This window comes from Methyloglobulus sp. (assembly GCF_040079455.1).
GTDB lineage: Bacteria > Pseudomonadota > Gammaproteobacteria > Methylococcales > Methylomonadaceae > Methyloglobulus.
Window position 1 is genome coordinate 1 of sequence record NZ_JBEBKJ010000131.1, and the last position, 5,627, is coordinate 5,627.

Here is a 5,627-nt window from a genome sequence, read left to right on the forward strand (position 1 = left end):
TCCGGTGCTGATGGCTGTCGCAACTAGCGGGCAGGGTGTTATCAATGTGCATTTCGGACATGCTAAAGAATTCCTGATCTATGAAGCCTCGCCAGACGGTGTGCGTTTTATCAGCCATCGTAAAGCTGACCAATATTGTGGCGGTGACACTTCATGTGGTGATGGTGAAAGTGTATTGCAAGTGACTGTCCGTGCATTGGCGGGCTGTGAAGCGGTGTTATGTTCTAAAGTCGGTTACGAGCCTTGGGAAATGCTGGAAGCAGCAGGTATCGCACCGAATGGCGAACATGCCATGGAACCTATTGAAGAAGCAGTCATGGCGGTTTACAAGGAAATGGCAGCTGCGGGTAAGTTGGATACAACGCCTGAAGCAGCCAGGGCAAGTGCCTGAAAGTGAAGTCCTGTAAGTTCAAGATCATAAGAGGCTACATAACTCGTCATCCCGGCATGGATTGCCGGAATCCAGAAGCCATGGATGGCAAGGCTACACGAGCCGAAGGAAGTTGTGCTGCTCACCCCATCGTTTTTTGTCGCACAAGATCATTTTATGAGAAGTTCTTTATAGCCTATCTCACATCCTTGTGCTCTGGATTCCGGCAATCCATGCCGGAATGACGTTGATTCGAATTGTGTCGATAAACATCGATTTAGGAGTTTGTCATGGCAGTAAAAATTATTGAGTCTTGCGTTAATTGTTTTGCTTGCGAACCGGTTTGTCCCAGTAATGCAATTTACGAAGCCAAGCCGCATTTTTTGGTTGATCCTAAAAAATGCACTGAATGCGAGGGGGACTTCCCTGATTTTCAATGCGCCAGTATTTGCCCGATAGAAGGTGCGATATTAAACTCGCTGGGCGAGGCAATAAATCCGCCCGGATCGTTAACTGGTATTCCGCCAGAAAAAATGGCAGAAGCCATAGCTGAGTTACAGTCGCATTAACAGGCCAACGGCAATGGCAACGGTCTATTTCTACGAAAAGCCAGGATGTATTAACAACACCCGACAAAAGAAACTGTTAGCAGCAGCAGGACATCAGGTTGAAGCAAAAAATTTATTAACTGAATCCTGGCAACCTGAGAGCTTACGTCTTTTTTTCGGCGCATTGGCGGTACGGGATTGGTTTAATGTCAGCGCACCCGCAATCAAACAAGGTGAAGTTGAACCCGATAAGCTGACTGAGCATCAAGCCATAGCGCTGATGCTGGCAAATCCCTTGCTAATCCATCGGCCATTAATGCAAGTGGACAATAGCTTGATGGTTGGGTTTGACCAAGAAGCGGTGGATAATTGGATAGGCTTAAAAGAAAAGACGGACACTACTGACTTGGAGATCTGTCCTAGATCGCTTGTACAAGCTCGTTGCGGTCATGAGTAAACCACCTGTCTTAGCGATAGACGGAGTTCCCCAAGCGGTGAGTTTATCTGATCGCGTTCATTGGATAGGTGCGCTCGATCCGACACTACGTAATTTTGACATCATATTAAAGACCGCCAATGGTACAAGCTACAACGCCTATGTGGTGAGAGGCAGCGAAGGTGTTGCGATTGTTGACACCGTCAAAGAAAATTTTGCTGATGTCTTTTTTGCCCGTTTGGAGACTGTAGCAAATTACGACGAAATTAAAGTTATCGTCCTGAACCACCTTGAACCCGACCATACTGGCGCGTTGCCGGAGCTGATGCGTCGGGCACCACAAGCGCAGCTTTACATATCGCAGAAAGCGCAATCGATGCTCAAAGCGCTGTTAAAACAGGATGACTTTAAGTTTACCCCAGTAATGACGGGTGACAAAGTATCGTTGGGTGACCGCACTCTCGCCTTTCTGCACACGCCTTATTTGCATTGGCCGGACACCCAATGCACCTATTTGGAGGAAGAAAAAACCTTATTTTCTGGTGATGTATTTGGTTGCCATTATTGCGATACGCGGCTGTTCAACGATGAAGTCGGTGATTTCCGCTTCTCGTTTGAATATTACTATGCCCACATCATGCGGCCATTTAAGGATTATGTGAACCGTGCGCTTGATTTAATAGAACCGTTATTGCCGCTCAATAAAATTGTCCCGGCGCATGGCCCGTTATTGCGTGATCAACCCCAACGCTATGTTAAGCGTTATCGGGAATTATCTCTGTCACCGTTACACAGTGAAATTAGTGCCGGCGAAAAAACTTTGTTGATCTTTTACATCAGCTCATACGGCAGTACCCGACGCATGGCAGAAGCTATTTATGAAGGCGCAATGGGCGTTGAGCATGTCCGGGTGTCTTTATATGACTTGGAAGGCAGCGAAATCGCACCGTTCGTGGACTTAATAGAAGGTGCAGATGGCATCCTGTTTGGTACGCCGACTATCAACGGCGACGCAGTTAAGCCGGTGTGGGATTTATTGTCCTCACTGGTCGTTATCAACCTCAAATCTAAGTTGGGCGGCGTGTTCGGTTCTTATGGCTGGACTGGAGAAGCCGTGAAAATGGTTGAAGACCGTTTACGCGGTCTCAAATTACGTGTTCCCATTCCGGGATTACGTCTTAAGTTAATTCCGACCGATGAAGAAATCATCATTTGCCGAGAATTCGGGCATGAATTGGCACAAGAGCTGATGGGTTTAAGGGAATCCAAAGTGATTGATATGGCCGATCTTGCTTAATAATTTTTTTTAACATTAGGAGAATAGCAATGCCAAAAGCATCGATTACCTTTGAAGATATAAATGTTACCGTCAATGCACCTGCGGGAACCCGATTGATCGAAATTTCCGAAAAAGTGGGATCAGGGATTGTTTACGGTTGCCGTGAAGGCGAATGCGGTACCTGTATTACTAAGGTCACTTCAGGTTGGAATAACCTGACTGAACCGTCCGTTTTGGAAGATAAAGTCCTGCGTGAAAACATGGCAGGCAAACATAATCGGCTGGCTTGTCAAGCGCAGGTGTTGGGCGGAGAAATTAGCATCAGGCCTGTTTAAGCGCAGATTTTAAATTACCTATAACTCATTTTATAAGGAGTCAATCATGGCTTTAGTCACTTTTTCAAATCCCGAATACCGGGATAAAACCGTTTATGCCGTCGCAGGCAGCCATACAGAATCGTTACTCAAACTGGCACGGGAAAATAAAATCCCCATCAATTATGAATGCCAGGACGGGGAATGTGGCACTTGCCTGGTTAAGGTCAGTAGTGTTGACCAAAAGCACCAGCGCATGGGTGGGCCATTAACTGAAAAAGAAAAAGAAGTGCTGCGCGTTAGCGGCAAAATCAGTAAAGAAGAGATGGAAAAAATGATTGTGGATGACCTGCCTTCACCTTGGCGTTTGGCATGCCAGATGATTGTTAGGGATGAAGATATTCTGGTCGAATACTAATGATGTCCGCTGCTCCGCAACTTCAGGATAACCGGGAACAGGTCTACAACGGGATCAAACCGAAGCCATCAACGAATCCTAACCGCAACTGGCTGGCTTACATGATAGCCAGTTGGTCTGTTGGGCAGGGTGTGTTGCCTGATTATCTTGGGTTGGAAGCTGAGCAGTTTTATGCGTTAAATAGCTATTTCTTTCCAGAATGTAAATTGCCGAAACAAGCGCTATCAGGCAGCAAGTTGGATTTTAGCCGTATGCTGGAAAAAGCCGATCTGGTCAATCTATTAAAGCATTACGCCAGGCCTGAAGCTGTTGAAATAGACTGGATGATTGCTATTATTGTTGCCGGATGTTTGGGGGGCGATCATCTGTGGCAGGATTTAGGTCTGTGGTCGCGCTCACAATTGAGCGCGATGCTGCACTACAACTTTCCCGAATTGGCCGCAAAAAACGACAAGGACATGAAGTGGAAAAAGTTTTTGTACAAACAGCTTTGCGAAGCGGAAGGCTTATATCTGTGCCGTGCGCCTTCATGTGAGGTTTGTGTCGATTATCCTAAATGTTTTGGTCCTGAAGAGTAGATTTAACTATTCAATATTTTTCGCAAGAAAATGATGATTTTACTGTCATTTCGACCATAGGGACGACTGCATGGAAGCAGGAGGTAGGGTAACGCAGGAGCAGTTACCGAGAAATCTTTTAGGCACTGAAAGATGGGCAAGTTTTAAGATTCCTCGCTTTACTCGGAATGACAAACTATGCTGAATAGTTGCGGATAGTTTTAGTTACCATGTTTGCGCGGGTTCGTTAGGATGAAATGTGCGTATAATCCCGGCAAAACAAAAAGGGTTGTTATGAATTTTCATTAGCGACACATTGTTAATCATGGTAACTATACGAACCGCAAACCCATCTGACATTGCCTAACTTGTCGCATTATTACAAGAGTTATTCGCTATTGAAAAAGACTTTGTTTTCGATCCTGTAAAACAAACGAATGGCTTGGAACGCCTGCTAAAAAGCGATAAAGATTGTATCCTGGTGGCGGAGTCAGCCAATGATAACAAAGTAGTGGGGATGTGCACAATCCAAACCTTAATCTCAACAGCGGAAGGTGGGCAAGTAGGTTTGCTTGAAGATTTGATTGTTGCGGCTGGTTTTCGTCATCAAGGTATTGGTTCAAAATTGCTTGCCGAAGCTGTTTATTGGGCTGAGTGTCAAGGGCTTAAACGCTTGCAACTATTGGCTGATAAAAACAACTTGCCTGCTTTGGGTTTTTATAAGAATCAGGTCTGGCTTTCGACCGAGCTGGTTTGTTTGAGAAAGCCTTAGCAAAAACTCAATGTGTTGTAGTCGTTAAGAGCTGACAGCGTTTTTAAAACCGATAACTGTCAGCTCAGGTTTGAGCCAGTACAAGTCATATGTACTAAACCTCTGATAATAGCAGCTGGAATTCATCTGTCTGAATTGATGTGCTTCTAAACGAGCTTCATGTCCAAGATGCGACAATTTGTCGCATTCCCAAAGCCCGGGTAAACCGCTAAACTATGCCACAACTTTTGTGGCGTCCATCACCACACAGGTTGCATTATTACTCATTAATATGCGGTATTTACCACTGGGAAAACCATAACATTAAGCGCATTTCTTGAGTAACTTACCGGGTTGCACTCATTTGGAATAACTACTTTAATTAATTTAAGAGGTGATTATGTTGTCTATCAAATCAAAAATAAATTCGTTGCTGTTAAGTCTTTGTGTAATAACGGCGTTATTGACACCTACCCTAACCCACGCTGAAGACAGTTATGAAAGTGGCAGAGTCGCCGCTACTCGTGCTGCTGAACAAAAGGCTGCGCTAGCGAAAAAAGCAGAGGAAAGGAAGAAAAAAGCTGAGGAAAAACAGCAGGCCGCTGAAGCTCAAAAGGCGGCTGAGACCCCAAAACAAAAAGTGCCTGTAAACTAATCGGCATGCAGATTGTGGTCAAAGTGAAACCCGGTGCTTTGATTGATTTATACTAAAACTATCGGTGGATGCAATAACGCTGTAACAGATCAATTGTGAGGTGGTACGGCTTTAGCGAATCACCTCAACAAGACAATCGCCCCAGGCAATTGAGCGTTGCAACTTTAAATCAGCGTATCAAATAGTCATTAAAAGAAATATTGGTAGTGGCTAAATTTTAAATGATAAGTTACATTATAAATTTGCCATAAGCCCATGATAAAGATGACAGTGAAGCACAAATGCCGTTCTTGCCAAAG

Annotated in this window: 9 protein-coding genes; all 9 read left to right on the plus strand. The window is 44.8% G+C overall.

All coding sequences use genetic code 11. The annotated features are described in order from the left end of the window. A partial coding sequence (locus tag ABL924_RS17550) for a NifB/NifX family molybdenum-iron cluster-binding protein (RefSeq protein ID WP_349028391.1) occupies positions 1 to 391 on the plus strand: 391 nt, incomplete at its 5' end. A 269-nt stretch (positions 392 to 660) separates the two neighbouring features. After that, positions 661 to 939 (plus strand): ferredoxin, encoded by a 279-nt coding sequence (locus ABL924_RS17555; protein WP_349028392.1) that lies wholly within the window; start codon positions 661 to 663, stop codon positions 937 to 939. 13 nt (positions 940 to 952) lie between these two features. After that, positions 953 to 1,375, plus strand: a complete 423-nt coding sequence (locus tag ABL924_RS17560; protein WP_349028393.1) for an ArsC/Spx/MgsR family protein — start codon at positions 953 to 955, stop codon at positions 1,373 to 1,375. Continuing rightward, positions 1,368 to 2,651 carry an FprA family A-type flavoprotein gene (locus ABL924_RS17565; RefSeq protein WP_349028394.1) on the plus strand — a complete coding sequence of 428 codons (1,284 nt, stop codon included), beginning with the start codon at positions 1,368 to 1,370 and terminating at the stop codon, positions 2,649 to 2,651. The genes ABL924_RS17560 and ABL924_RS17565 overlap by 8 nt, the downstream gene beginning before the upstream one ends. Before the next feature lie 29 nt (positions 2,652 to 2,680). Beyond that, positions 2,681 to 2,968, plus strand: a complete 288-nt coding sequence (locus tag ABL924_RS17570; protein ID WP_349028395.1) for a 2Fe-2S iron-sulfur cluster-binding protein — start codon at positions 2,681 to 2,683, stop codon at positions 2,966 to 2,968. 46 nt (positions 2,969 to 3,014) lie between these two features. Continuing rightward, the gene (locus tag ABL924_RS17575; RefSeq protein ID WP_349028396.1) at positions 3,015 to 3,365 is read left to right on the plus strand and encodes a 2Fe-2S iron-sulfur cluster binding domain-containing protein; all 351 of its coding nucleotides are present in this window, start codon (positions 3,015 to 3,017) and stop codon (positions 3,363 to 3,365) included. Next, positions 3,365 to 3,943, plus strand: a complete 579-nt coding sequence (locus ABL924_RS17580) for a nitrogen fixation protein NifQ (protein ID WP_349028397.1) — start codon at positions 3,365 to 3,367, stop codon at positions 3,941 to 3,943. The genes ABL924_RS17575 and ABL924_RS17580 overlap by 1 nt, the downstream gene beginning before the upstream one ends. A 421-nt stretch (positions 3,944 to 4,364) precedes the next feature. Continuing rightward, positions 4,365 to 4,694 (plus strand): GNAT family N-acetyltransferase, encoded by a 330-nt coding sequence (locus tag ABL924_RS17585; protein ID WP_349028398.1) that lies wholly within the window; start codon positions 4,365 to 4,367, stop codon positions 4,692 to 4,694. 379 nt (positions 4,695 to 5,073) lie between these two features. Further along, on the plus strand, positions 5,074 to 5,328 hold the full coding sequence (locus ABL924_RS17590; protein WP_349028399.1) for a hypothetical protein: 255 nt from the start codon (positions 5,074 to 5,076) through the stop codon (positions 5,326 to 5,328). Positions 5,329 to 5,627 lie beyond the last annotated feature (299 nt).

Excerpts from the sequence above, each read along its gene's own strand:
- ABL924_RS17555 (WP_349028392.1), top strand. The coding sequence starts at position 661 with ATGGCAGTAAAAATTATTGAGTCTTGCGTTAATTGTTTTGCTTGCGAA.
- ABL924_RS17565 (WP_349028394.1), top strand. The coding sequence starts at position 1,368 with ATGAGTAAACCACCTGTCTTAGCGATAGACGGAGTTCCCCAAGCGGTG.
- ABL924_RS17580 (WP_349028397.1), top strand. The coding sequence starts at position 3,365 with ATGATGTCCGCTGCTCCGCAACTTCAGGATAACCGGGAACAGGTCTAC.
- ABL924_RS17570 (WP_349028395.1), top strand. The coding sequence starts at position 2,681 with ATGCCAAAAGCATCGATTACCTTTGAAGATATAAATGTTACCGTCAAT.
- ABL924_RS17560 (WP_349028393.1), top strand. The coding sequence starts at position 953 with ATGGCAACGGTCTATTTCTACGAAAAGCCAGGATGTATTAACAACACC.
- ABL924_RS17575 (WP_349028396.1), top strand. The coding sequence starts at position 3,015 with ATGGCTTTAGTCACTTTTTCAAATCCCGAATACCGGGATAAAACCGTT.
- ABL924_RS17590 (WP_349028399.1), top strand. The coding sequence starts at position 5,074 with ATGTTGTCTATCAAATCAAAAATAAATTCGTTGCTGTTAAGTCTTTGT.